Raw genomic sequence first — 24,209 nt, 5'->3', positions numbered from 1 at the left:
ACTAATTTACCTCGTTAAAACACAGACCAATACATTCATCAACTCAAAAAACAACCTCTATTTTTATAGAACTCACATAATAAAGATCTATATTTGTACATCAAAAAACAACAAGATGTACAATCCATTCACTACAATCACCGACAGATTAGATGCAATAGAGTTGAAATTAGACCAACTAATATCAAATATGCATTTACACCATGAGAATAGTCACCCTATCTCTCAAGATGAACTACTCTTTAACACAAAAGAGCTTTCTGAGTACCTGCGTTGCAGTATTCAAACTATTCACAACTTAAAAGATCAAGGTTACCTCCCCTACTACAAACTTTCTCGAATCATCTACTTTAAAAAATCAGAGATCGACAAAGTGGCTCAAGTCAAAATAAGACCGAGTGTTAAATCTAAGTCCTCGGAACATACTTTTTACAAGAACTAGTTACTAAATCAACTTATTCGAAAATCCATTAAAATCACCACAGCACTTATTATGATTAAGATTAAACCCCTATTAACAATAGATGTATCCTATATAGGAACTTTGCCAATTCCTCGTGAGCAAGTGAATAACGCCTACCCAGTTCAGTTGCTCTTTGACAAAGACACGGATAATCTTCTTGATCCAGGCAGTTCATTAAAAAAATGCCTGATCTACGCAACTGACGACCATCTGGTTTATAAGGAGATAGGATCTACAATGGCCATCGAAATTCCACTCGAGGCTTTCGACGCACAAAGTTTTTTAACCGGCGGGATTGAAGTATCGTTTTGGCTCCAAATGATGGAAGTTGAATCATTGGACTTCCCCTCAAGGATGTATCATTTAGCCGATCTATTAACAAAAGAGCGACCCAATTTTGAGTGGAATTTATACTTCCAGTTGGAACAGTTTGAGAAAAAAAGAGCAGAATTTAAACTCCGGCAAACGCTCCATAGCGGCGGTCAGTGGACATCAGCGTGCGAAAGGATTGTCCAAAGCCACCTTCTCAGAGGTGAAATTGATGTCACCTTTGAATCAACAGTTCAAAGTAAATTGGAGTATTGGGATCAGAGTTCCCTTGCTTCTTACCTCGCCCAGAACCAAGGACCTCTTACTTGATGTCCAAATTGGAGCTGAGATATACAAACAAAGCTAAGCGATGTTTTAGCTTTGTTTGCTCGAAACATACCACATATTTTGAGCTTGAACTTCATTCTCAAACTCCCACACAATCTTGTAGTTCACACAAGTAACTAGAAAAATTCCCTGTTTCCTAACACTGGAAGCATTCTCCCTTCTTTCAATGTTACTTAAAGCCACGAAGATTCATAGTAATGAAATCCCGAGTCTCTTCATAACGAATCGTAAGCAGGTAGCAACCCAGGGCGGGGAACAGCATTTTTGATACAAGCTAAGATTAGACACCATCAAGAAATGAACGACCAGACAACCATCTACATGATGTTGATGGAACATTTTTTAAAGACGTTTTAAATAGAACTGTGTAGTGTCCAGGTTGAAGAGTAAAACTGGAGAACAACCGTTTTGTACTCACTCTTTTGACAACACAATTCCTTACACTAAATGCTAGTCTCCGTACTGCAACGTCGAAACAGAACATCTGCATTTTCCGGTAGAATTCGAACTACAATTTCAACCGCTCAACGAAAACCTTTTAAATCACGCCAGGCAAGTTCAACACCAGCATATCTTCTCTTCCAAGGCTTAATTCAGGTCGATACAGCCGCATAAAAGTCTTCTAATAGTTCAGCCAACAACCCCCGCGAAGACGACGCAAAAGCTTTACCGGTGTACTTTTTTCCTAAGCCATAACCAAATCCAATTTAAGTATCTGCTCCACTCAACAATCCTTTTAAAGTTCCAAATAACACTGCAGCTATGAATCTGCTATTGGATTCAACTGCCAGCTAAACAGTATACGAACCTTTCTATATTTCAATCTACAGCATGTCCTGTTCTAAAGTCAGTTTAGGATTAAACGTCAAAATTGTAAGGTTTTCTAGAAAGAAACAGCGGGCCACCTGCATTGGTGATGCTGGTCCAGTCATATCAGTATACCAGCCAATAAAACGGTATTCAACAAGCCGTAAGCTTACCAGGATCTCCAGGATCTTGTACCCACCTACCAGAAAAGCACTTAAACAATCCGGGTTTACTTACCTAGGTATTTGGGAACACTATCGCAAGAAGTATCCTGATGAATATGGCCACACGCAATTCAAAGAACATCTTCAAAAAGCATTCGCTTTTCAGCATACCTCTTTTCAAATGAAGAAGATCATGAGAGAGAAATTACTTATTGACTATGCAGGAGACAGGTTATTGCTCACTGACAAACAGGAGCAACCAGGCCAGCAGAACTGTTCATCGCTGTGCTTGCTGGAAGTGGCTACACCTCTATGTGGAGGCAAGCGAAAATCAGCAAAAAGTACCCCTTCTAAACAGTGTTCGCCGTAGCCTGAAGTTCAGTGGGCGTACCCAAGCTGATTGTAACATTCAATCTAAAGTCAGCCGTAACACGAGCATACCGATGTCATCACCAGACCCACTGAGTGGGCAAAAGCTTCATCGCTTCAGCGCTTGGTCATCAGACTTTCGCAACAGACTCTAAGATAGCCTATTATAATACATCAAAGCTCTTTACATTCTTGCATGATGCAAAGGCAACCGACTCCTTATATAAAGAAATTGCTCGCATAGAAAAGCAGGATCTACTCATCCTGGATGACAACGGGTTGCAGAATCTAATCAAGCTACAAACAGACTTCAATTATAAAGCGATCTCAAAGGTATTTCCTCGGTCAGCGATGTGAACAAGAAATATTGTACATGCACCGATCCAAGTTAGCCCCTGAGATTTACAAGAGTACAAAAACTTTAAAGTTCCTCCTTAGAAGTCATAGAGAGCCTCTCTGAGCGGTCTTTACACGTTGGATGAATAATTCTGATTTCTGATTAAGAAACAAATCTGATGTACAGCAAGATCAGAGAATCTCACACATACCATAAAATGTTAGTAACTTATGACTAAAATAAAGACGAAATGTGAAAAATTTCAACTAACTTTGATTAGCTAGACTAACGTAGTTTTCGAAACGAGCGTTTCTAACGACGGTCTCTCCTCTCGAAAACCTCTGATTACAACGAGAGATTACAAACGAGAGTACAATCCTTTACAGCAGTTTCAGACCCTGTATAAGGTAGCTCACACGGAAGATTCTCTCAATTTCAACCTCGAAGATACGCGCGAGAGAAAGACACAATCGTTGAGGCTGTCAAACTTGCCGGTCGGACGCTCTGTGAAGCTCCCTCCTTCTCTCTGAAGCGTACCTCCTCTTTGAAGGGCCCTCAACGAATACCATTGCATTTCGTTATAAAACTTCTTTTCCATCTTTGTCATTTCTGAATAAGGTACTTAGCGTTTACAATCACTGGAGCGTTAATGGATAGCAATAGATGAGGGATGAACGCGTGTACTTTGAAGGTAAGAGACTAAGTCCGCACACACCTGGAAGATTGAAAAATCTTGGTAACGACTAACATTCTAGAAGGGAAGATCCTCGTTATCTCTGAGTACATCTGGATTGTCCGCTACTGCGCTATTTGGTAAAGGAAGATTATTGACAATAAACAAATTCAGTATGTCGTTCCTATCCATGAACATGATTTGACTTCTTTTTGAAGCATCAAGCTTCCCTCCCAGCCAATTTCGCGCGGACTTGGTAATCTCCCCACCTGCGACGATGAATGCATGGTCCACCAGCACCTTTTTGCCTAATTCGGGATCAAAAATTTCATGGCCAAGCATCATACAAACTTGATTGTGTACCTCTGCTACATTATTGTTTGATCCTTTGCTTACTCCAGATGCATCTAGCTTTCCCTTTTTTACTTGTACGCCAAAATACAAAATGTGCTGTGTAGGTAGCGTAAACCTCATCCAGATATACTTCCCGTACTCGAGGGCCTTGTCTTTATGTCCTGCGAAGGAAATCCTATGAAATCCCACCTGTCTAAATAAAGGAATTAATATCTCCTCAATGAGTTCATCTTCGGTACTCCTTTCTAGATAAGTTATTAGCAATTCCTGTTTTTTCTGCTCTGACTTCGATAAAGGGCGATGAGGATTTGACTCAGGTGAAAAATTCAAACCCACTTTCGGAATAATACTTATCTTGGATATGCCCTGGTAATCCAGGTGACGAATAGGCAACGAGAATCTTACATCCAACATTTGCTCCCATCGATCAAGGCTTGGCTTTATCTCCACAAATTTAGGCACATCCAACCTGACGTATATTGTATAATAGTAAACTCCCCCATTCCAATTGTCGTAACCCGTCTGTTCAACCGATAGATCCGCTGAATTCAAGAGTGATACGACGTCGTCGTCTCCTTCGGCCCTGGCGAGCTGCTTGACAGTCTCGATGAGCGATTTAAAATCCTGGCTATTGTCTAAATTCATAAGGTAGATTGATAACCCATTTAAGTGCCTCCTGTACTTTTGTTTTTATAGTCGGTAAATAAACATTTACAGCCAACCACAAGAAACCGCCAGCCTTTACTTCGATCTTTAACTTGAGCTGTAGGTAAGACATTGTTCAATATACAACATTCTTTATATTCGCATGTAAAACCGTTATATGAACGCGCTAATAGAAGGAACTACTATAAATCACATTGTATGCGAGAACTTTCATGACAAGAGTGCGGGAAGAATACGTGTAAGGCCAATTCATGGTCAAAATTTACCATTAGACCTAATGATTGAATGTAGCGAAGAAGAAAGGAAAAAGCACCCATTAGGAACTCGCTTTAATGCCTACGATTTACGTGTCTGTAGAAAGCCAAGTGGAAAGCTTTACCTTCGAGCTAAAGGTCAAATGATCTACAAAGTATAGTTTAACTGATGTCTCTCATGCCTTGAAGATGTGACAAACATCGTAGCCAGTAATTCTTTGTAGAACTTTGAATTCCCTAATATTGCCTGATTAAATTTTTGTACTATAACAATCAATGTCTGAAGATCAAAAGAAACAACTGGAGCAGCAGCTCTGGAATATAGCTAATACCCTACGTGGCAAGATGGATGCCGATGAATTCCGGGATTACATATTAGGATTCATCTTTTATAAATATCTCAGTGAGAAGATGCTCATCTATGCGGATGAGATTCTTGAAGAAGATGGCATCAAATACACCAGCCTGGATGAAAGTACAGAAGACGGCAAAGCCTACTTGCAAGCCGTTCATGATGAAGCAATAGATAAGTTAGGATACTTCTTGAAGCCATCGGAGCTATTCAGTGAAGTTGCCAGACGTGGTAATGCCAAGGCAGCGGACGAGGATGGGAATGGCCGAAGTAACTTCATCCTTGAAGATCTCACCAGAATCCTCCACAACATTGAACAAAGTACCATGGGTACCGACAGCGAGGATGATTTCGACAACCTGTTTGAAGATCTCGACCTTACTTCAACCAAGCTAGGTCGTACAGAGAGCGCTAAGAACGAACTGATCTCTAAAGTGCTTGCTCACTTAGATAAGATTGACTTCAAGCTTGAAGATGCGAACTCTGATGTACTTGGGGATGCGTACGAATACCTTATTGGGCAGTTTGCTAGTGGAGCTGGAAAGAAAGCCGGTGAATTCTATACGCCTCAACAGGTATCTACAGTGCTTGCTAAGATCGTTGCAACAGGTAAGACAAGACTAAAATCAGTGTACGATCCTACTTGCGGATCGGGTTCGTTGCTTCTACGAGTAGCTAAGGAAGTAGAGCAAGTCTCCAGCTTTTATGGACAGGAGCTAAACAGAACTACGTATAACCTTGCCAGGATGAACATGATCTTGCATGATGTTCATTATAGAAAGTTCAATATTAAACAAGAAGATACGCTGGTACATCCCCAGCACCTTGATCTTCGTTTTGAGGCGATCGTAGCCAATCCACCGTTCTCGGCCCAATGGAGTGCGAGCACGCTGTTCATGAGCGATGACCGGTTTAGCCAGTATGGTAAGTTAGCGCCTTCAAGCAAGGCGGACTTCGCGTTTGTACAGCACATGATTCACCATTTAGCTGAGAATGGAACAATGGCTGTTGTATTACCGCATGGGGTTCTATTCAGAGGCGGAGCAGAAGGACATATCCGTAAGTTCCTGATCAAAGACAGAAACTATCTTGATGCAGTGATTGGCTTGCCTGCAAACATCTTTTATGGTACTAGTATTCCAACCTGTATTCTGGTGTTCAAGAAATGCCGTAAAGTGGACGATGACATCTTGTTTATCGATGCTAGTCAGCAGTTTGGCAAGGCAGGGAACCAGAATGTGTTGCGTACTGAGGACATTGACCAGATCATAAGCACTTATCGCGACCGAGCAGTTACACCAAAATACAGCTATGCAGGAACACTGAAGGAAGTTGAAGAGAATGATTATAACTTGAACATCCCCAGGTATGTGGATACTTTTGAAGCGCACGAGGCGATCGATCTCGAACAGATTGCAGCAAAGTTGAAGGCCGTTGAAACCGAAGTGCGAGTCGCTGATAGTGTGATTGCAGCCTATTGTAAGGAGTTGGGTATTAGTAATCCGTGTTAGATGAATAACAAAATAGAAGACGTGCCGAAACTCAGGTTTCCAGGCTTTGAAGAGAAGTGGAAAATAGATAATATTGGTGCACATGTAGAGATTATCTCCGGAGTTCCGATCAAAGGCGAAGATATCTCCGAGAACCCTAGCGGAACTCCGATCTTAAGAGGTGTTAACATCACAGAGGGATATATACGGCATAGTAGAGATATCGACAGGTTCTACATGGAAAGCATTGACCCAATTAACAAGTTTATTGTGCAAGAAGGTGATTTAGTTATCCCCATGGATGGATCCAAGGTAGGAAGAAATTATGCGATGGTGTCCAAAGGAGAAGAAAATGCCGTTTTGATACAGCGGGTTGCTAGATTACGATCGAAATCCATGTCCTGCTTGCCATTCATTTATCAACATATCAGTTCTGCCGAGTTTCAAAAGTATGTCGACGAGGTAAACACCAGTTCCGGAATTCCTCACATTAGCTTAAAGCAGCTACAACAGTTTAAAGTTGCGTTTCCAACGCTTTTTGAACAACAAAAAATAGCTACTTTCCTAACTTCAGTAGACGATAAGATTCAGCAGCTCAGCAAGAAGAAAGCGTTGCTGGAGCAATACAAAAAAGGTGTGATGCAGCAGATATTCAATCAGGAGATTCGGTTTAAGGATGAGAATGGTGCGGAGTACCCCGAATGGGTGGAAAAACAGATTGGGGACTTATTGACTTTCAGATATGGTAAGGATCAGAAACGAGTGGCGAACGTTAACGGTATTTACCCGATATTTGGCACAGGTGGTGAAATTGGAAGAAGCAATCGTTTCTTATATAGTAAGCCCTCTGTGTTGCTTGGTCGAAAAGGGACGATTGACAAACCCAGATATATAAATACTCCTTTTTGGACAGTTGATACGTTATTCTATACTGAGATTAAAGATGATGTCGAGCCAAAGTGGGTATTCTACATGTTTGAAACAATAAACTGGTATCAATACAATGAAGCTTCGGGCGTTCCAAGTCTAAGTGTCTCTACGATTAGCAAGATTAAATTCAATGTACCATGTCATGAAGAACAAACCAAAATAGCGAACTTTTTGTCCTCTTTGGATGATAAAATCAAGCACGTTGACCAGCAGGTTGAATTCACTAAACAGTACAAGAAAGGACTTTTACAGCAAATGTTTGTTTAACTTATTCCCTGAAGTGACACAAAGCTTGAAATTAGAGATGGAAAACAGCTTTCTAAGCGTTACGTTTGTATTAACAGTACCCGCTTGCACACCATTAGAACTGCAAGCGGGTCATTCTTTGTAATGCTATGGCCGACAAACCCGCATACGCCGTAGCAGATCAGATATTATTGCTCGATCACAGAGCGATCCTTAGCAATTTGTCCATCTGGCTTGAAGTACTTAACTACCTCAGAAATATCATCACTGACTACTCCGGGCTTTGGAACAGGATCATAATTTCGACCAAATATCCAACCGTCCCGATTTACAAGCCCGGCTTCTTAAATGGTTGGGACAAGCAACCCCTTAAAAGATAATGACGACGCAATCAGAACAGGTCCTTGAAGAAAACCTATTAAAACAGCTTGCGGCTTTGGGTCATGAGCGGGTTACCATCAAGGATGAACCAGCCCTAACGGCAAATCTACAATCACAGCTACAGAAACACAATCGTACCACCTTTTCATCTGCAGAGTTCGCAAAGGTGCTAAACCATTTAAACAAGTACACCAGTGTGTTTGAGCGGGCAAAGATACTAAGAGACAAGTATGCGCTACCTAAGGACGATGGAACGATAGCATATATTGAGTTTATAAATCAGGATCATTGGTGTAAGAACGAGTTCCAGGTTACGAACCAGGTAACCGTAGAAGGGACTTACAAGAACCGGTACGATGTTACCATTCTAATTAATGGGTTGCCGATTGTTCAAATCGAACTTAAACGGCGTGGACTTGAACTAAAAGAAGCTTTCAACCAGGTAAACCGTTATCACCGCCATTCCTACGGTGCTTCTAATGGCCTATTCCTTTACGTGCAGTTGTTCGTGATCAGTAATGGTGTGAATACCAAGTACTATGCAAACAACCGGGTGCAGGACCTTAGCTTCAAGCAGACATTCTACTGGGCAGATCCCGATAACCGCAACATCACCCAGCTTGAAGCATTTACCCAGGTGTTCCTCGAGCCTTGTCATTTGGCTAAGATGGTGACCAGGTATATGGTGCTTAATGAGACTTACAAGGTATTGATGGCACTTCGTCCATACCAATACTATGCGGTAGAAGCCTTAGTTGACCGGGTAATGCACAGTAAGAAGAACGGCTACATCTGGCATACTACCGGATCCGGTAAAACGCTGACTTCTTTCAAAACGAGCCAGTTGCTAATGAATATTCCCAAGGTGCATAAAGTTGTATTTGTCGTGGATCGTAGGGATCTGGATTATCAGACCAATAAAGAGTTCAATAGCTTTAGCAAGGGTAGCGTTGACGAAACGGACGATACGCAGTCGCTCGTTACTAAGTTCACTGACGAGACCAAGCTCATCATCACGACCATTCAAAAACTGAACAATGCAGTGTTTAACAAACGCTATTTAAGTAGGATGGAGCCGCTGAAGGACAAGCGTATAATCTTCATCTTCGATGAGTGTCATAGAAGTCAATTCGGGGATACCCACAAACGCATCAAGGCTTTCTTCAACAATCACCAGATGTTTGGATTTACTGGCACCCCAATCTTTGCTGACAACGCGATGTCCAATGGTGCTGGCAAAAGGACTACTCGTGATCTATTTGAAGAATGCCTGCATAAATATGTCATCACTGACGCCATTAAGGACGACAACGTGTTAAAGTTCTCCATAGAATATGTTGGGCGATACAAGGACAAGCTGGATAAACCCACCTATGTAGATATTCCTGTAGAGGACATTGACACGCAGGAATTACTGGAAAGTCCGAAGCGGCTGGAAAAGATCGCAGATTACATTATCAATAATCATAACCGTAAAACCCACAGCAGGGCCTTTACCGCGATGTTCTGTGTAAGTAGCATAGATGCGCTCATCAAGTATTATGACTTATTTAAAGCCAGCAAACAGCAGGGGAAACATAACTTGCGCATTGCCACGATCTTCTCATACGGCGCAAACGAAAATGATAAAGATGCGGAGGGCTTGCTGGTTGAAGAGGATTTGTTTCCCATGGCTGCAGAACCTTCTGGTTCCTATAAGTCTCTTCATAGTCGTGATGCATTGGAAAGCTACATCGCCGACTACAACACCATGTTTGAGACAAGCTTTAGTACAAGGGACAGTCACTCCTTCTACCTGTACTACAACGATATTGCTAAACGTGTAAAAGAGCGGCAAGTAGACTTGTTGCTGGTTGTAAACATGTTCCTTACCGGATTTGATAGTAAGACGCTAAATACGCTTTATGTAGATAAGAACTTGAAGCACCATGGACTTATTCAAGCTTTCTCCCGGACCAATCGGATTCTCAACGAGCTGAAGTCACAGGGCAATATTGTATGTTTCCGAAACCTAAAGGGCGCGACGGATGATGCCATAGCCTTATTTTCCAATAAAGATGCAAAAGACATCATCATCATGGAGCCGTATGAGGACTATGTGGCTAAGTTCAATGAGGCATACGCTAAACTGTTAAAGATAGCGCCAACGGTTGACAGTGTAACGGATCTGATTAGTGAGCGTGATAAATTGGCCTTCGTACAAGCCTTCCGTGAACTAATGCGAGTTAACAATGTGCTGACCAGCTTTGCGGACTTTAATCCGGAGCACATTGAGATGGAGCACCAAGAGTTTGAAGATTACAAGAGTAAATACCTGGATCTCTATGAAGCATCCAAGGGGCCTGGCAAGGAAAAGGTCTCTATACTTGATGATGTAGACTTTGAGCTAGAGCTAATTCATCGTGATGAAATCAATGTGGATTACATACTTGCGCTGCTTGCCAAGCTTCCAGAAGCTGATGACGATACAAAGAAGCAGCGTCAGAAACAAATCACGGATATCATAGAAGGAAGTGTTCAATTACGAAGTAAGAAGGAGCTGATCCAGAAGTTTATCGCGGAGAACATGCCTCATATTACAAACGCTTACGATGTGACACCAACATTTGCCGCCTTCTGGGACAAAGAGCGTGTTGATGCATTTGAACAGCTTGTAGCAGAGGAACGCTTGAAGCCAAACGAACTTCAGGGTGTTATTGAGAACTACCTCTACACCGAGCAGGAGCCACTAGGTGACGAGATTGTGAATATGCTTGAAGAAAAGCCTAAGATCCTGACAAGGAGAAACACGATAGACCGAGTGCTAGAGAAAGTTAAGAAGTTTGTTAACACTTTCTTTGACGGTGTAAATAATAAGGCTGCTTAGGATAAAATTGATGTAAGTGTTATAACCTTTAAACTCGCTCTCATGAACAAACTCTTAGTTACCATCTGCCTTGCTATCGTCCTTTTAGCTTGCAAGTCCAACTCCAAGTCTGGTGAAGGCTCATCTGCTGCCTCATGGCACAGTATTGACGAGGAAGCACCAAGTAGTGGCTATCCGGATGGGGAATATTGCGCTACGGTTGAATATTACAATTCGGAAACAGGAACATCCTCCACTTATAACTTAACGGTTCATGTTGAAGATGGTGAGCTAACACAAATTGATTGGCCCAATGGTGGATGGTTAGACAGTTCACATTTCGCTCCGCCGGATGTTGAGGAAGATGGATCCTGTAGTTTCAGTACCTATGATGGTAAAGATTACTCTATCCAAATCAATGAAGAAGGTGGCTGTTCTGGAAACTTCGGATCTCCAGAGGATGATGAGGAAGCGGAAGCACAGCGTCTTGAAGAGGAAGAACAGCGCCAGCAGGATCAGGATGATGAAGAGGAACGTTTAGAGGAGGAGCGACAAGAGGACGCCGAGCGCCAGAGAGAACTTGAAGAGGAACGGCAAAAAGAGGAAGAAGAGCGCAACACTGAAGAGAATCTGGCGTTCTCTCCAGCCGCAACCCGGCGTATAAACACTGCTCCGGTTCAGTATTGAAGATTGACTTATTCTAGCGAGCAAATGACATATAAGCTGGTGGCTTGAAGGAAAAGAGATGCCTGAATTGGCTTGCAAGTATTCGTGAGTTGAAACAAGAGTCACCGAGCTGCAGTTCTCTGTCGATCGTCCTAACTTTTAATTTCGTCTTCAATTATAATTTTCATTACCATCGCGTGCCCAAGTAAGAATGGACACTGTTGAGACATTAGGATAAACCTACAATGTTTAACATACCCCAGCCAAACTTTAAAGGTGTAAAGATGGGGACTTCTTGAGCCCCCAACCCTACTAAAGTTTGATGGTCAACCCTTCTGGAGGAATAACTAAACCTTCTCCGGAAATCAGAAGACCGGCTTTTGGACTTGCTGCGAATCCGACATCGATGAAAACCTTTACACACCCATCTTCACCCCGAGTGATCTTAGCGTACTTATCAGTTTCAGAAAACTCGTAAACATACTTAAAGATCCTCTCCTCTCCTGGAGTCCATTTGCGGATCTTAACTACTAATGTTAAAGGTTCTGACTCTGACGGTAATTTAATCAATTGTTTTTTACGGTGTTGATCATCTTCGAATTGTTTTTTTTTCATTCTCTTAAGTTTACAGGACTTAGACCACCTAAATTCTGACTTTAAGGGGGGTACCGGAGGTTCTCGGGAGGGATGGGGGTTCGATGGAGGGTGTTCATCACTACCTCGAACACAACCAAAAAATTTGAGGTAAAAAAAATTAAGCGGCCGTCTAGTAAAGGTTCTGAAACTTTGATTTTATGCGAGAAAGAGGTGATTGCATGGTATGTTTTAGGGGATAAAATGAGATATTAAATCCTACCAAGTTCTATTTCTCCGGCAATCATAGCCATTTATTATACTAGCGCAGCTAAAGACATTTTCACTGAACGGAACTAGCTAAGTACCTATATTGTCGTACCTGTCACTGACACTCCCACATGAATAACTAAAGTCCGTAGAGTTTGTATTTATCATTTGACGTAATCCTTTTTGTTTAAGTTCACTATTAAACTCAGAATCAGAACGAACCATCTTTTCTACGATGAGATCGGCGACTGAACACACCATGCCGAAATCGATTGAATCCTATGTGTTGTTAAAAGCAACCACTTTTGAAATATCACCTCCATGCGGCTATCAATTTTTTTTAGTAAGTGTCACTTTTTGCGCTTTCTGGTCATCTGTTCATCGAGCACAATCTTAGTAATGACCTTCGGTCGTTCGAGCTTTCTGAAATTTCCGCGGAATAGCTCGGAATCCTCTCTTTTCTCTTCCTGCAATACCTCCGGTTCAATCGGCTCTACAATCTCCTGTTCACCCAGCTCCTCCTGCTCCGAAATCGGAGACATAGAACCAGCTTCATTCTTAGATACTCGCCTTACATCGAATGCAACTAGACCTTCTGGCCGAAAGCCTATCCTACAGGTTACATCGGAGGTCTCATCTTTCATCTGAGTATAGTTACCTTCTTTGGGAACGAAAAATGCCTCTAACCCACATTCGAGGGTGATCGTTCCTTCCTGTCTGGCATTGATCGTCGCAACCGTTCCTTTTACGCGCTGAAACATATCTTCATCAGTATCCCTCACGTCCCTGTGGTTTATCAGCGCATCCAGTCCCTGGCCGTAGCCTAGGTGTTCAAACACGAATTTCTTATTGAACGAGTTGTTGCGGCTCTGTTCATTGTAGTATTCGCAATTAGCACGAACCGCCGGGCTGAAAGAATCTCCAGCCGAAATCAACTCCATGGCATAGAGTATATAGAGATAAAAGGCAGCTTCGGTTCGCAAGATTCTCGACTCTCCGGCTCTTTCGTGCCATTCTCTGAATCTTGCGATGAGTTCGTCCCGGTTTGTATCAGTATTCGAAAATCTTACCAGTTTAAACCATAGCTTAAAGCTCAACACATGTGACGGATCCTGGAGAATATTATCACTGAGCATTTTTTTGATGGTCAGCTCCTCCTCTGTCTTCAGTCTACTCCATGCCTCATCGATCTTCCGTTTGTTACCCTGAACCTTGGCCATCAGAATCGCATAGATTACCATAATGCGCATATGGGGCCGATATCCACGTTCGACAGTGTCGATCATGGATTTGTATACCTCGATTGATCCACGGAAGTTACCGAGCAGCTCCAATGCCCTCGCCTCACCTTTGCGAAGGTGCTGCCTAGTTTTGATGATCCGGTTGGAGAGCCCAAGGGTCTCCTCGTTTTCCATTAGCGACTTGGTCATCTCGATTAGTCGCTGAATTTCGGAATACTGTTCCATATACCATCGCTTTTCGGGCGAATTAAGAAAGTTCCACCTATTGTCGATGCCCGACAGGTCACGGCCGTAATCAATCACTTCCATAAGCATCTGAAGGTGAGCGACATAACCATGTACATTGGAGTTATTTATGCGCACACTTTCATTAAAATGTCGCGAACCAATTTCGGCTAGCTCCTTAAGGCGGCTTTCGATAATCAACGACGACCCGTTTTGTTTGAAGTGCCTGAACAGAAATTTTATCTCTCTACTTTTACACATACCTGCAATGTGGTGAAGGTTGTAGTCTGTCCTGCCGTCTGATGTATCCAATGCATCACTAATCAGCTCTTCAGCTTTTCGGAATTCACTCCATTCTTCGGCCTTCTCAAAGATGAAACGTCCCAACTGTCCCTGGAAGTGGCTTTCATCCGGATAGGCTTCCAAGAGCGCATTCAGTACTTCGAGCTGAAGATCCTTAGCCCCGATGTCAGACATCAACCTAGAGAACTTCTCCTGTCCGTTTCCGGGCTGCTCTCCATGGTCCGGCATGTCATCTCCACGATTGAAAAAGACAGATTTGAGAAGATCCCTCGTCTCGTCAACAAGATACTCGTTGCTCGCTCTGATATCCTCTATGAACTTCTTAGCGTATGAATTGATGTAGTCTTTCCATTGGTCTTTCTTTCCCATGCCAAGGACTTGGGAAAGTACAATCTCAGCAAATTTGGAAAATCTCGGGCGCCAATATTCACCTGGTTCCTGGCGCTGGAGGTCAATCTGCTGTACCAGCATCTTCTGAATATACCTTTTTTCCTTTGGCAGATGTTTTAACTCGGATAAAAGCCCTGACTTGAAAAGCGAACGGAACACATGGTGAGAAAGCCCCTTTTGTGAATAATAGTAAACAAAACAGACATATACCAGAAATGTTACGTGACTTTCTGGCATCTCTTCTATATATGAGTCAACATATTGACCAAGCCGTTCACTGTTGAACTCTTCCTGGTTAATGGAAAGTGTGAACTCGATGACTTCTAGCTCCGATGGCTGCCGCTTCCCCTGCATTAACAGACTTGCCTCTCCCTCAGGCCCAAATAGTCTGACCAGATTGATAAACTGATCCATTTCAAGCTTGTCAGCCATTGAATCGTTCACAAAAAAGGTAAAGTCCCTAGTTCTGTCTACCTGCAGGGATCTTCTGATGTAAAGAAATACAACATTGAGCTTCCTTGAATTACATTCCCTAATCAGCTCGTCCATAGTCACCTGATCAATCACCGAAGCCTCAACAATAGCTAAAACGGTCTGGTTAACCTTGTCCAAAAAAGTCGAAAGCGACTGAAAAATTCTTGCGCTGCTCCTAGAAATCATCACGACAGGGAACTGACCTCGAAAATCGAATGCGACACGATGCGCCAGAACAGTTCCACCAGCACCGGGTTTATGCACCAGATCATATCTGCGGGAACGTTTTGTGGATCCGAGCAATGATCGGATAGAGTTAGAGAGCTCCTGGTAGCGATGGCGCTTAACGTCGGTTCCAACGGCAAGCTCATGCCAGTTGATATCCTCTCCTTTTAAAAAAGCAGGCATCTTGTTGGCGTCATTGAAGGGCTTTTCGTTGTATATGGACTGATAGATCACGTTAATGCCATCGTCAGCCAATCGGTGAAAGATATCGGTAACGTCGATCGTATCCTGCTCCTGCTCCTTTGTCCTGCCGGGAACCATAAAACGCTGATCATCGGCTTGCGGCTGTTCGAGAAACTCCTGCAGTCTTCCAACAAATGCCTGGGCGCTCATCTGGGCTACTGTCACGTTAAATCCCAACTCAGAATAACTTCGAAATTCATCGGCCGCGTTTTCATCTGCCGTGATAAATATATGTCTTGCCAAGTCGAGCGGCAGACCGACATTGTCCCAAATCTTTATCAGTTCTTGGATATAGCTCAGGTCGTCCCACAAGTAAATAAACACATATGGGTGCACTTCCCTTGAAAAAAACTCCTTCATCATTTCCTGCATGAACTTGTGGTACTGAAGCGTGCGCCACCCTGCTTTGTTCCGGCTGATAATCTCTGGGATAGTCGAGATCCCATTCGCAAACATCCAGTTTGTACTTCCAGGACCGCCATTGCCTACCATATTCCGCTGTCCCCTGTTCTTTAGGGTAAGGTTGACAATACTTTTATTTTCTAGGTTCTCATAGCATGACTGAAGGCCATTGATCTTAGTGGAGGAGTCAAAGTCAAGTACTACCGACCAGTCTACCCGCAAAAGTGGGCCTAGCCAAGTATTGTCAGCACCTGTAATTTGCGGCGGTGAAACGAGGATATACCGGTTTATTCTATCGAAGTTATCGGTAAGTCGGCATACCTCTGCCCATGGATCATCCTCTAAGCCAACACCGCTTCCCGCTGCAGTGTCCCCATCGAAGGCGGCTTGGAGTTCAACACTTTCCGCCTGGCCAAACTTGGCCGAAAGAAATCGGGAAAGCAGCCTGATATCAGCTATACAGGAGTTTGAAATACCCGGGTAGTCAATCGGGTCATTGGGATTATGCGCGGCCGGGTGTGTACGCCTTAACCGATTAATCGCAGCTCTTATGCTGTTGTCGGCCAACGATCGTCGGTTCATAAGAGAGAACATCTCCGAATATGACATATTCTCTCCTGTGCCAGGCTCATTTCCATCTTGGTCCAAAATCCCCTTTATCATGCCATGCCCAATCTCTTCACCGTATTCCTCCAGAATGAATATTTTCATGAATGCCTCAACCGCACTACGGAAGTCGAAAATGGCGTATTTATGATTGTTGTTGTTATGGCAACCTAGCCCTGAAAGGAGGGACTCCTTGAACTCGCGGTATTTTCTGGCAATTAATAGGCTCATCGGCGATTATATCTTTACTTTAAAAATCAACAGGTAAAAATACCATGGTTATTCGGGAATGTCTAACAATTTCACGGTCTTTTAAGAAGAATAGCAACTTCAAACCCCTCATTGCTAGTCAACCCGATTAACAAGCTGCGCAAATGAAACTGCAGGAATTTCCTAGGCTCAATGTTTATCATATATTGTTTGAATTTATGGAAAAATGTCAATGAGTATAGTGAGTTAATACTAGATTGTACAAAAGCAATGTTGCTCCTTTATCACTATTCCCTCAATTTTGATCAGGAAAAAGACTAAGAGTAAAAGCTGTGTACTCTCCTCCACCCAACCAATGCTACCTTTCGTCACTATCAAGAACTCATTCCATTAAGCAAAAAGTAATCTTTTAATTTTAGATAATGAGTGAATGATAATTCAAAATGGTAATCCATAACTTTAAGATCGATGATTAAAATGCTGGATTTTAATAGCTAATCGTCAACTGCTGTAATGATTGGATACGGTCTACCCTAAAGTTTCTGTTTGCTTGACGCAGTAGGCAAAATCCCGAGAGGTAGTTAACTTCCAGAGCTCCTTCTTTAATCTGGACAAGTTGAAAGTTAGTAATGGTACGATAGCTAATCTGATCATTGCGGCTCTTATATTTTATCCGTATACAGCCCCTATCTTTTGCGGCATCATTTATCGCCATACCAATTTCGTTCAAAATATATTCAGGTGTCGCCGAGGAAGGATTCTTGAGGATATCAAAAGTTGGAACCTGATTTACAAAGGGCTTTAGGGCTATTTTAAGATCGCTTTCGTTGACTATTGGAAACTCCTCTATCCTATTCAATAGGTAATCATACCCGCGGAGAAAATATTTTCCTGCCCTATTATTAACGTTAACTGGCTTTACAAGTGAGAGTTTTCCCCGAGACAGAAGTGTTAAATATGCTTCATTTTCAATAGTAGTACTTACAAGATCAATCAAATCTACGTCCACATCAGGTATGAGTTCAAATGCTTCGAGTGGGAAAGTAGATTCAGAAACCTTATCAGAGGAAGGATCGAAATACGATAAAGTGAGATCCCAAAAAGGTACCTGACGAATTTCCTTTCCTGTTTTGGTCCGCAACGGGCTCTTGCTCGTGTGTTTCCCGATATTAACAACTTGCATTACTGGACTTAGGTACGATAAGAGCGCATTGATTGTTGTACTGGACTTGCTAACGCCGAAATCATCTTGATAATTTAACGAGGACTTTCTTTTCCCCATTTCCAATGGAGCGCACTTTAAGGCTATGATGTCGCCTCTCTTCAATGTTGGTGCACAAATGGTTGAGACGGTGCCGACAATTAGCTTCAGATCACCTTCAATGACAGATAGTTCAACAAATCTGTACTGCTTTACCGAAAAATATAGGCACTTATATTTGAACGTTTCGAGGTGGCACTCTTTTCCGATAGCTTTCTGCTTTTCCCGGTAAATCTCTGTAACGACCAATAATGGAGGGACGGTAAGATGGTCCCCACTAATCACAATATCGGTAGAATTTTGCAGGTAGGGATGGGTCTTGAGCGCAACAATATCTCCAATGCTAAATAATTTAGATTCCATCTCTAAACATAAAAAATTATTGAAACATATTTCCTATATTCGTGATAGTCTTGCAACGAGAGGGCTGTAAACATTTAGTTAGGTTACAAAATTACAAATTTGGATAAAATTTGAGATTTACTGTCTATCTGAAACAGGGTAGCAGGTAAGAGATTGCCATGAATGAGCTCTATTTGACCAGATAGGGTCTTCACGACTTCACATACTCTCCAGAGTAGCAGAAGAAATGAATGAACTATTACCTGTTCAGGAGTGCTTATTAAGCATACCTCTAATATACGCAGAATAATTGAGATTATCAATACCATCTTATGTGTTGTTGTTACTTTGTTAATTGCCTTGTATATTACATTGGAAAAATTAAGTGACTCAGTTATTGGGTGCTGGCCTTAACAATCATTAAGTATGTTTATCATTAGAAAACCCGTTACACTACGTTGCAAGACTATTTTATGATCCCTCCTTTCAAAGAGCGGCCTGCTTGGATGAAAAGCAGGGGCTACCTACACATTACCCCAAAAATTGACGTCTTTAAGAAATACATAGAGATATACGAAAAGGTTCAGAGTGACTACTTTGTTGCAAGGCACGGCTTTTTTCCGCTAATCCACTCTGTGATTAAGGAAAGAAAATATAAGAAGCTGCCAGGAAATACCAGCTTGAGGGGGCATAAGTATTTGAAGGATGGAAAGTGGCTAAGTACAGCTAAATCAAGACCACTTCATTATGCCACCCACATCGATAGCATGATCTTTGGCTATTATGCTGAAATGCTTCTAAAATTGTACGAAGAGGAGTTAGAAACAGTTCCAGGCCTCTCGGATTGCATTATTGCTTATCGGAAGATTCCGGTAGAGAGTGACTCTGAGGATGAGGTCGAAGAAGAGGGTAAGAGTACTGCGCACTTTGCAAGTGAAGCCTTTCAGGAAATCCAAAGGCGAGCGCTCAACGACTGTGTTGTTTTAATGTTCGATATTAAGAGCTTTTTTAGCCAGTTGAACCATGATAAATTAAAACAGGCATGGTGCAGGCTGCTAAAGGTCGACCGGCTGAACTCGGCGCACTTCAATGTTTTCAATGCGGCAACAGATTTCAGATACATACTAAAGGATGATTTACGCTTGAAATCGAATGTGCGGGGTCGCCGGAATGGATTTGATGAAAAAAAACTTGCGGCAATCAGGAAAATACATGGTAAGGAAGCTTTTTTTGCTAATGAGCTGGATTTTCGTGAGTCAATCAAGAACAGGGAATTTAAAATATTCAAGCACCCCTTCGTTAAAGACAAAGTTCCAGTTGGTATACCCCAAGGTCTTCCGATCAGCGCGGTGCTGGCCAACCTCTACCTTTTTGAATTTGACAAGTTAATTTTGCAGATGGTAGTAAATACCCGTAGTGGATTCTACCGCAGATATTCTGATGATATCTTGATTATCTGCTCACCTGAGCAGGCTGAGGAGATTGAGCAACTTGTTCTAAGGGAAATTTTGGAAAGCAAGGTAGAGATCAGTACAGACAAAACTGAAAAGTTCCTGTTTAAGCGCTTCCAACGAAGCCCTAATAAAAACAGGACGACCTCAATTTTAATGACAGCGCAAAAATCAACAATTGGTAAGCCGCTGACCTATCTTGGATTTGAGTTCTATGGGGACAAGACCCTAATAAAGTCTGCCAATTTAGCCAAATTCTATCGACGGATGGTTTACGCCGTGAAAAAGAAGGCATCTCGGGCGATCAGGATAAGTTCCAAAAATGGCACGGATCCGATTATATTCAGGAATCGACTGAAAAGGGTTTACAGCGAGCTCGGACTTGATTCACCAAAGAGACAAATCACTAGAAAACAGCTGATTAGAAATCGTCAAGGTTTTTATACCTTAAAAGTTAAGAAGAAGGTCAAAAAAAATAATAGCAACTACTTCTCCTACGTTGAACGTTCTGGAGTAACAATGGGGGAGCAAGCTGCAATGAGCCATCAGTTGAGAAACTATAAAAAGATTTTCAACAGTGCAATTTTCAAGCACCTTACCCAGAAATCTTCTTGAAAAACCACAATAAGCTTTGAGGCCTACAGGATTCGTGAATTGTGATTAACTTGATAATGAAAAGATGCACATAGTTACCTAAAAACACGAAAACTGTACCCATATCTGTCCCCAACAAAGAAAAATCCCGCCTAAAACACGATCAAGCGGGATAGTTGTACCCGGAAGCAGATTCGAACTGCCACGCCTTTTCAAGCGCCACCCCCTCAAGATGGTGCGTCTACCAATTTCGCCACCCGGGTATATGGCCGCAAATATAAATCTTTGTACGGGTTTTCAAAATTCTTTCTACGGCTAAACGCTGCGCAATACTGGACGACATACCAGCACACAGAACGATAATGGTTTCAACTTCCCAGTTTCGTACTAAACATCTTCTTAGATATAAGCCTCCAAGCACCTAAAAATGTATGTATTTATACGCAATCACTTGACAATTTCTCAGTGATGAACTATTTTACACAATATTCTCTAATTTTGCCACTGCTAAATATAAACCATGAACGATGCTCTTAATTCTCCAGTATGTCTTAGAAACAATGTAAAGGTTGTCGGAAAAGGTTCCCGGGTACTCATGTTTGGACATGGATTTGGATGCGACCAGAACACCTGGAGATTAATCACCCCTGCTTTCGAAGCGGAATACAAGATTGTGCTCTTCGACTACGTTGGTGCAGGACATTCAGACCTTAGTGCCTACGATGACAAACGTTACAGCAGCCTTGAAGGCTACGCTACAGACGTATTGGAGATCTGTGAAGCCTTAAACCTCCAAAATGTGGTTTTCATCGGCCATTCTGTGAGCAGTATGATCGGCTTGCTTGCCGTTAATATGGCACCGGCGAAGTTTAGCAAACTCGTATTTATCGGTCCTTCACCAAGGTACTTAAACGATGTAAACTATCCGGGAGGCTTAGAACGCGACGAACTCGAAGAGCTGCTCGACATCATGGACAGTAACTACCTCGGCTGGTCCAGCACCCTAGCTGGCCATATTATGGGCAACCCGGACCGCCCGGAGCTTGCCGACGGCCTGGCAACCAGCTTCTGCAGCACAAATCCGGAGATCGCTAAAAAGTTCGCCAGAGTAACCTTCCTCTCCGATAACCGCGAAGATCTTGCAAACCTGAAAGTACCGAGTCTTACCATACAATGCCGGGAAGATTTCCTGACCAATGATGATATTGCCAGCTATATTCAAAAGATTACCCCTGGGAACCAGATTACCTTCCTAGAGTCCAGTGGGCACTGCCCACACTTAAGTGATCCAGATAGCGTGATTCGTGCATTGAAATCATTTCTTCAAAGCTCCTAAGCTTAACATCAGTACCATGACCCAGTTTGACAACTTTGTTAACCCAGAATTTATCTTTAATGAAGCGCCAATAGGGTTCATCTCCTTTGAACCAAGTGGCAATATTGTTAAAGGGAATGGTACATTTTACAGCTGGTTTCAGAAAACAGAAGCAGAACTATCTTCTGAAAACTTCTTCAAACTCTTGACCAAGGGAAGCGCGCTGTACTTTCAAATGGTAATCAACCCATTATTGAACCTCCGAAGTTATAGCAACGAAATCAACCTGACTTTTATCTCAAATGAAGAAAATTTTGATGCGCTATTCAATGGCAAAGCGTATAAGGATGAACAAGGAAAGATAATCCTGATCAATGCTTACCTGTTAAAGATCATTGATCGCAAAAAATACGAAGCAGAGTTGTTGCTGGCTAAACGCATGGCCGAAGAAAGCCTGAACTCTGCTAAAAAAATCATTGATGACAATAATGAGCAGTTCCTTAAAATTGCCATGAACCAGTCGCATATGATAAGGAGGCCCTTAGCAAATATGCTAGGCCTCCTGGCCATTCTTAAAGACGTTAAAATGCCCGACGAGGGCGAAAACCTCATCAAGTTACTCGAATTAAGTGCGGAGGATTTAGACACCCTCATTAAAGAAGTGGTAAAACAAACCCGCACGCCTGAATAACCTACCAAAAGGCAGAATACAGGGCTACAATTAAAGCAAAGATAATTAATGAACCAACCGCAAAAGAGGTGGAGACTTTAAACATCTTAGCATCAATCTCCAGACCCTTCGTTACTACGCCTTTTTTGTGCTCGTAAATACTTATCAGGTACATGCCCAGGATACACAACGCAAACACAATGGCCATCCTGTCCATAAAAGGGATCTCATAAACACCACTTGCATTCGCTACTGCCCAACCGATGCTGTACAAGGGGGACAGGTCCATCCATCCCGGTAAAAACTTGAGCACTACGGAGAAGATAAACCCACCTATGGTCGCAAATAAAGCGGCATTGGATGTGGTCTTCTTCCAGAAGAAACCTAGAATAAACATCGCGAAAATACCCGGAGACACGAATCCGGTGTACTCTTGTATGTATTGGAATCCTTGTTTCCCCTCTCCCATCAACGCGTCACCAACGATCAATGAAAGTACAACCGCCAGCAGCATCGAAACCACCACAGCAACTTTGCCGACATTCACAAGGTTACGCTCAGAGGCAGCTTTATTGAAGGCCTTTTGATAAATATCCAATGTAAAAATAGTTGCAATACTGTTTGCCTTGCCTGCCAGGGAAGCCACAATTGCAGCGGTAAGGGCGGCGAAAGACAAACCTTTAAGGCCGACTGGCAGCAAGCCCAACAGGGCCGGGTACGCTTTATTAGGATCCTGAACCCCTGAAGCGGTTAGCAGGTTTTCACCGCTGATCCCCCCGAGGTCTTCTTTAACAATGTAGTAAACTGCGATACCAGGAATAACTACAATAACCGGCATCAGCATTTTTAGAAATGCCGCAAACAAAAGTCCCGAACGTGCAACAGGCAACGAAGCACCTAAGGCACGCTGGGTGATATACTGATTACAGCCCCAATAGCTGAGATTCGCAATCCACATCCCGCCAATAAGCACGCTTAAACCAGGCAGGTCCATATAGTTCGGGTTGTCTTTGTCAAAGATCAAATGGAAGTGTTCTGAAGCGCCATCGGTCAGCATTGCAAATCCTTTGGTAATGCCCTGATTATCGGAGATCAGGTTTAAAGCCAGGTAAGTTGCTACCAAACCACCAAGTATCAGGAAAAACACCTGGATCACATCTGTATAGCCAATAACTTTCATCCCTCCCAGCGTAATGAAGATCGCGAAGACGGCTAAGGCCAAGATACATAAGGTGATGTTCAGGCCGGAAATCCCACTCACCGCGAGTGCACCCAGGTACAAGATTGACATCAGGTTCACAACAATGTACAACATCAGCCAGAAAACCGCCATGATCATGGCCACCTTTTCATTATACCGCTGACTTAAAAACTGCGGCATGGTGAAGATCTTGTTCTTCAGATAAACTGGCATAAAGAAAATGGCTACAATAATCAGCGTTGCTGCTGCCATCCACTCATACGCAGAAATTGCCAGCCCCAGCTTAAATCCGGAGCCACTCATCCCGATCATCTGCTCGGCCGAAATGTTAGAGGCGATCAAAGAAGCGCCTATCGCCCACCAGGTTAGTGAACCTTCCGCTAGAAAATAGTCTTTGGAATCTTTAGACGCTGATTTCTTTTTGTAGTAGATCCAGAAGCCATAACTGGAAACAATAAGAAAGTAAATGAGAAATACGATGTAATCGTATGTATGTAATCCGCTCATCAATTTAGGAGTATATATTTGAAAATTTGAATATAGCAGGTTTTTTCAAAAA

The 24,209-nt window shown here is 42.6% G+C and carries 17 protein-coding genes and 1 tRNA gene; 12 read left to right on the top strand and 6 right to left on the bottom strand.

Annotated features, from left to right (window positions below; all coding sequences use genetic code 11):
* Window positions 1-115 precede the first annotated feature (115 nt).
* From AC5WJX_RS00980 to AC5WJX_RS00965, 4 genes are all read left to right on the top strand, one after another.
* Window positions 116-442: a helix-turn-helix domain-containing protein gene (locus tag AC5WJX_RS00980; RefSeq protein WP_494482971.1), complete on the top strand. Its 327-nt coding sequence runs from the start codon at window positions 116-118 to the stop codon at window positions 440-442.
* Window positions 443-493: 51 nt separating this feature from the next.
* Window positions 494-1,102: a hypothetical protein gene (locus AC5WJX_RS00975; protein WP_494482970.1), complete on the top strand. Its 609-nt coding sequence runs from the start codon at window positions 494-496 to the stop codon at window positions 1,100-1,102.
* A gap of 849 nt (window positions 1,103-1,951) precedes the next feature.
* Complete coding sequence (locus AC5WJX_RS00970; protein ID WP_494482969.1) at window positions 1,952-2,461, top strand: hypothetical protein; 510 nt, start codon at window positions 1,952-1,954, stop codon at window positions 2,459-2,461.
* 95 nt (window positions 2,462-2,556) lie between these two features.
* Window positions 2,557-2,817: an ATP-binding protein gene (locus tag AC5WJX_RS00965; protein ID WP_494482968.1), complete on the top strand. Its 261-nt coding sequence runs from the start codon at window positions 2,557-2,559 to the stop codon at window positions 2,815-2,817.
* Between the two features lie 731 nt (window positions 2,818-3,548).
* On the opposite strand, the gene AC5WJX_RS00960 is transcribed toward AC5WJX_RS00965, so the two are convergent.
* On the bottom strand, window positions 3,549-4,469 hold the full coding sequence (locus AC5WJX_RS00960; protein WP_494482967.1) for a hypothetical protein: 921 nt from the start codon (window positions 4,467-4,469) through the stop codon (window positions 3,549-3,551).
* A 551-nt stretch (window positions 4,470-5,020) separates the two neighbouring features.
* Here AC5WJX_RS00960 and AC5WJX_RS00955 point away from each other — a divergent pair.
* The 5 genes from AC5WJX_RS00955 to AC5WJX_RS00935 all read left to right on the top strand — a co-directional run bounded on the left by AC5WJX_RS00955 (window position 5,021) and on the right by AC5WJX_RS00935 (window position 11,675).
* Window positions 5,021-6,607, top strand: a complete 1,587-nt coding sequence (locus tag AC5WJX_RS00955; RefSeq protein ID WP_494482966.1) for a type I restriction-modification system subunit M — start codon at window positions 5,021-5,023, stop codon at window positions 6,605-6,607.
* Window positions 6,608-7,783, top strand: coding sequence for a restriction endonuclease subunit S (locus tag AC5WJX_RS00950; protein ID WP_494482965.1), 1,176 nt, complete (start codon window positions 6,608-6,610; stop codon window positions 7,781-7,783).
* 128 nt (window positions 7,784-7,911) lie between these two features.
* Window positions 7,912-8,142 carry a hypothetical protein gene (locus AC5WJX_RS00945; protein ID WP_494482964.1) on the top strand — a complete coding sequence of 77 codons (231 nt, stop codon included), beginning with the start codon at window positions 7,912-7,914 and terminating at the stop codon, window positions 8,140-8,142.
* On the top strand, window positions 8,142-11,009 hold the full coding sequence (locus AC5WJX_RS00940; protein WP_494482963.1) for a type I restriction endonuclease subunit R: 2,868 nt from the start codon (window positions 8,142-8,144) through the stop codon (window positions 11,007-11,009). Before AC5WJX_RS00945 ends, AC5WJX_RS00940 begins: the two co-directional genes overlap by 1 nt.
* A gap of 42 nt (window positions 11,010-11,051) precedes the next feature.
* Window positions 11,052-11,675 (top strand): hypothetical protein, encoded by a 624-nt coding sequence (locus tag AC5WJX_RS00935; protein WP_494482962.1) that lies wholly within the window; start codon window positions 11,052-11,054, stop codon window positions 11,673-11,675.
* A gap of 291 nt (window positions 11,676-11,966) precedes the next feature.
* Here AC5WJX_RS00935 and AC5WJX_RS00930 read toward each other — a convergent pair whose 3' ends face one another.
* The 3 genes from AC5WJX_RS00930 to AC5WJX_RS00920 form a co-directional block, all read right to left on the bottom strand.
* Window positions 11,967-12,269 (bottom strand): hypothetical protein, encoded by a 303-nt coding sequence (locus AC5WJX_RS00930; protein ID WP_494482961.1) that lies wholly within the window; start codon window positions 12,267-12,269, stop codon window positions 11,967-11,969.
* 578 nt (window positions 12,270-12,847) lie between these two features.
* Window positions 12,848-16,837, bottom strand: coding sequence for a hypothetical protein (locus AC5WJX_RS00925; protein WP_494482960.1), 3,990 nt, complete (start codon window positions 16,835-16,837; stop codon window positions 12,848-12,850).
* 466 nt (window positions 16,838-17,303) lie between these two features.
* The gene (locus AC5WJX_RS00920; RefSeq protein WP_494482959.1) at window positions 17,304-18,440 is read right to left on the bottom strand and encodes a WYL domain-containing protein; all 1,137 of its coding nucleotides are present in this window, start codon (window positions 18,438-18,440) and stop codon (window positions 17,304-17,306) included.
* 614 nt (window positions 18,441-19,054) lie between these two features.
* Here AC5WJX_RS00920 and AC5WJX_RS00915 point away from each other — a divergent pair.
* A complete protein-coding gene (locus AC5WJX_RS00915; protein WP_494482958.1) occupies window positions 19,055-20,485 on the top strand; it encodes a reverse transcriptase domain-containing protein in 1,431 nt (476 codons plus the stop codon).
* A gap of 158 nt (window positions 20,486-20,643) precedes the next feature.
* Here the strand turns inward: AC5WJX_RS00915 and AC5WJX_RS00910 are convergent.
* Window positions 20,644-20,727 (bottom strand) — tRNA-Leu (locus AC5WJX_RS00910).
* 257 nt (window positions 20,728-20,984) lie between these two features.
* Between AC5WJX_RS00910 and AC5WJX_RS00905 the strand changes: the two genes are divergently transcribed.
* Window positions 20,985-21,800, top strand: a complete 816-nt coding sequence (locus tag AC5WJX_RS00905; RefSeq protein ID WP_494482957.1) for an alpha/beta fold hydrolase — start codon at window positions 20,985-20,987, stop codon at window positions 21,798-21,800.
* 16 nt (window positions 21,801-21,816) lie between these two features.
* Window positions 21,817-22,470 carry a hypothetical protein gene (locus AC5WJX_RS00900; protein ID WP_494482956.1) on the top strand — a complete coding sequence of 218 codons (654 nt, stop codon included), beginning with the start codon at window positions 21,817-21,819 and terminating at the stop codon, window positions 22,468-22,470.
* Window position 22,471: 1 nt separating this feature from the next.
* Here the strand turns inward: AC5WJX_RS00900 and AC5WJX_RS00895 are convergent, their stop codons facing one another.
* A complete protein-coding gene (locus AC5WJX_RS00895; protein WP_440429974.1) occupies window positions 22,472-24,157 on the bottom strand; it encodes a sodium:solute symporter family transporter in 1,686 nt (561 codons plus the stop codon).
* Window positions 24,158-24,209: the final 52 nt, after the last annotated feature.

The organism is Pedobacter sp. NEAU-ZC8, assembly GCF_059278965.1.
This window is presented reverse-complemented; position numbering and strand designations above follow the sequence as displayed.

What these genes read in the sequence shown, in the direction of transcription:
- AC5WJX_RS00945 (WP_494482964.1), top strand. Translation starts at nt 7,912, where the DNA reads ATGGCCGACAAACCCGCATACGCCGTAGCAGATCAGATATTATTGCTC.
- AC5WJX_RS00940 (WP_494482963.1), top strand. Translation starts at nt 8,142, where the DNA reads ATGACGACGCAATCAGAACAGGTCCTTGAAGAAAACCTATTAAAACAG.
- AC5WJX_RS00925 (WP_494482960.1), bottom strand. Translation starts at nt 16,837, where the DNA reads ATGAGCCTATTAATTGCCAGAAAATACCGCGAGTTCAAGGAGTCCCTC.
- AC5WJX_RS00895 (WP_440429974.1), bottom strand. Translation starts at nt 24,157, where the DNA reads ATGAGCGGATTACATACATACGATTACATCGTATTTCTCATTTACTTT.
- AC5WJX_RS00955 (WP_494482966.1), top strand. Translation starts at nt 5,021, where the DNA reads ATGTCTGAAGATCAAAAGAAACAACTGGAGCAGCAGCTCTGGAATATA.
- AC5WJX_RS00900 (WP_494482956.1), top strand. Translation starts at nt 21,817, where the DNA reads ATGACCCAGTTTGACAACTTTGTTAACCCAGAATTTATCTTTAATGAA.
- AC5WJX_RS00950 (WP_494482965.1), top strand. Translation starts at nt 6,608, where the DNA reads ATGAATAACAAAATAGAAGACGTGCCGAAACTCAGGTTTCCAGGCTTT.
- AC5WJX_RS00970 (WP_494482969.1), top strand. Translation starts at nt 1,952, where the DNA reads ATGTCCTGTTCTAAAGTCAGTTTAGGATTAAACGTCAAAATTGTAAGG.
- AC5WJX_RS00975 (WP_494482970.1), top strand. Translation starts at nt 494, where the DNA reads ATGATTAAGATTAAACCCCTATTAACAATAGATGTATCCTATATAGGA.
- AC5WJX_RS00905 (WP_494482957.1), top strand. Translation starts at nt 20,985, where the DNA reads ATGAACGATGCTCTTAATTCTCCAGTATGTCTTAGAAACAATGTAAAG.
- AC5WJX_RS00920 (WP_494482959.1), bottom strand. Translation starts at nt 18,440, where the DNA reads ATGGAATCTAAATTATTTAGCATTGGAGATATTGTTGCGCTCAAGACC.
- AC5WJX_RS00935 (WP_494482962.1), top strand. Translation starts at nt 11,052, where the DNA reads ATGAACAAACTCTTAGTTACCATCTGCCTTGCTATCGTCCTTTTAGCT.
- AC5WJX_RS00960 (WP_494482967.1), bottom strand. Translation starts at nt 4,469, where the DNA reads ATGAATTTAGACAATAGCCAGGATTTTAAATCGCTCATCGAGACTGTC.
- AC5WJX_RS00980 (WP_494482971.1), top strand. Translation starts at nt 116, where the DNA reads ATGTACAATCCATTCACTACAATCACCGACAGATTAGATGCAATAGAG.
- AC5WJX_RS00930 (WP_494482961.1), bottom strand. Translation starts at nt 12,269, where the DNA reads ATGAAAAAAAAACAATTCGAAGATGATCAACACCGTAAAAAACAATTG.